Raw genomic sequence first — 2,433 nt, forward strand, 5'->3', positions numbered from 1 at the left:
CTTTTGGCTGCCGTTCTCGTTCCGCCTCAAGCCTCAGGTGTACTCGATGTCGACGGATATCTGGCGCTACGAACCGCAAGCGTCGCCGCCGCTATCTGGGCGGTATGCGCGGCGCTGCTCGTTCCACTCACCCTCTCGGACAGTTCAGGCCAACCTCTCTCCGTCGTGTTCGCCGATCCAGGGCTGTTCGCTCGCGCGATCTCGGACATCGATGTCACAACTGCATGGGCATGGACCGCAGGACTCACACTCGTACTCGCGATTGCGTGTCGTCTGACCCTGCGATATTCGTGGACACCGTTACTTCTCGCATTCGCTTTGTTCAGCCTGCTCCCCAGGGCATTGTCGGGTCACTCCTCCTCGGGCGGATCCCACGACATCGCCACGAACAGTTTGGTTCTGCATATCCTTGCGGCGTCGATCTGGATGGGAGGAATAGCGGCTCTCGTGCTGCATGCCCGCAGAAAGGGGAGCTATCTCGACTTCGCCGCGCGCCGCTTCTCGGCCGTGGCACTCATGGCGTTCGTCGTCATAGCGATCAGCGGTGTGGTCAACGCTGCCGTGCGGGTGCCGCTCACCGCGGTGTGGAGTAGCACCTACGGTGTCTTGATTCTTGCCAAAGTCGCCGCCTTGGTCCTCACCGGACTGGCAGGTTGGCGCCAACGGACAATCGCGATCGCCGAACTGACGAAGGACCCTAGCGACGGTCGCACCTTCATTCGTCTGGCAGGGGTGGAGTCGGTGGTTCTCGCAGTAACCGTCGGTATCGCCGTCGCCCTGGGCCGCACGCCGCCCCCGGCGCCCACGGAACGACAGGATCCGAGCAGAGTCGAGGAGGTACTCGGGTATGCGCTCGATGGCGTACCGACTGCGGGCCGCTTGCTCGTCGACTGGCGATTCGATCTCATTTTCGGAACTCTCGCCGTGGTGTTGGCTGCGTGCTACGTCGTCGGCGTTTTTCGCCTCCGACAGCAGGGCGTGCAGTGGTCGACGTTCCGATCGGTCAGCTGGGCTCTGGGGTGCCTGGTGTTGCTTGTCGCAACATCGTCGGGAGTGGGTAGATATGCACCCGCAGTGATGAGTATGCATATGGCCGCAACGTCCGCCGTGGCGGTCCTTGCTCCACTCTGTCTGGTCCTGGGCGCCCCGTTCACGCTGTTTAGGCTCTCCGTTCGACGATCGTCCGGAGATGCGCCCGGCCTCAGGGAATGGGCGCAGAGCGTGTACAGAGGCTCCTGGTTCCGATTCATGTCCCAGCCCTATGTGATTGCTGTGATTTTCGCCGGAGCCCTGCCTCTCCTTTACCTGGGGGGGATGTACAGCTCTGTCGCCGGCTCGCACGTCCCCCATCTGGTGATCAACGGAACCCTGCTGATCTGCGGTTTCATGTTCTTCTGGGTCATGGTCGGCGTCGATCCCTTGCCGAGGCGGGCGAGCCTCGCGGTCAGGATGGCCCCTGCTCCTGGTGGCGTTCTTGGCCTACGGGGGCCTCGCAGCAGCACTGATCACCACTGACACGGTGATTGCTGATCAGTACTTCGCGTCGTTGCAGCGCGGCTGGCTCGACGACCTCTCGCGAGATCAACGGTTCGGTGCCGGACTGATAATCGCGATCGGAGCAATGCCCCTGGCAATCGCGACAGGGTTCCTCACCGCGTGCTGCTCGCCGAGATGCCACCGCGCGGCACATGAGTAGGAGAAGGTGCATTCGCAGGGGACGTTTCGTCGAGATTCTGAACTTTGTCAACGCTCGCCCAAAAACTATGCGAAATAGTAGTACGCTGTCTGGGACCGTCACCATTCTGTGACCTTCCGCGACGCAAGGAATGCGATCTTGGCCCGACACCGCAAGCCCGACACCGACGATCTCGACTGCCCACTTCGGGAAAGTTATCTTTTCGGCACGCCACACAGCGATCGAGACCTGCCAGTCGACACGATGTATATCTCCACCGCATCTGCAGTCGACCGTGAATCCGTCGCTGGAAGCGTTCAGGCGCGACGCGGCGGTGCTCATCGCCGACAGTCCCGCAGTCGTCCTGGTGGACGGGCTTTGGTTCTCTCTGTCGCCACCGGCGCTTTGCTTGCCGCCGGCACATCCGCCTCACATGCATCGGCAGGGAGCGTCAGTGCTCCCGTCGAGCTCGACCAACAACCGCTGGCACCTCTCGACCAGGCACTGGCATCGGCTCCGGAAATTCTCCAGGTTCCCAAACTGGCCGACCTGGGGAGGCTGGCCGAACAGTTGGCTCGAGGCACCGAACGCGACACCGATCGCGCGTCGAGAGAGGCAACCGATCGCGCGTCGAGAGAGGCAGCTGCACGCCAACCGCTGACGATGGCTCCTGTCAGCGGAACATTGACGTCGAACTACGGGCCGCGTTGGGGGTCGACTCATTACGGGTTGGACATTGCCAATGAGATTGGTACACC

3 protein-coding genes are annotated in these 2,433 nt (G+C 62.1%); all 3 read left to right on the plus strand.

The annotated features are described in order from the left end of the window. A partial coding sequence (locus ABT116_RS42740; RefSeq protein ID WP_351646105.1) for a bifunctional copper resistance protein CopD/cytochrome c oxidase assembly protein occupies positions 1-1,515 on the plus strand: 1,515 nt, incomplete at its 5' end. After that, on the plus strand, positions 1,466-1,696 hold the full coding sequence (locus ABT116_RS42745; protein WP_351646107.1) for a cytochrome c oxidase assembly protein: 231 nt from the start codon (positions 1,466-1,468) through the stop codon (positions 1,694-1,696). The genes ABT116_RS42740 and ABT116_RS42745, both read left to right, overlap by 50 nt. Positions 1,697-1,834: 138 nt before the next feature. Beyond that, a partial coding sequence (locus ABT116_RS42750) for a M23 family metallopeptidase (protein ID WP_502984040.1) occupies positions 1,835-2,433 on the plus strand: 599 nt, incomplete at its 3' end.

Origin of the sequence: Streptomyces sp. NPDC002130 (assembly GCF_040296465.1) — a bacterium.
GTDB lineage: Bacteria > Actinomycetota > Actinomycetes > Streptomycetales > Streptomycetaceae > Streptomyces.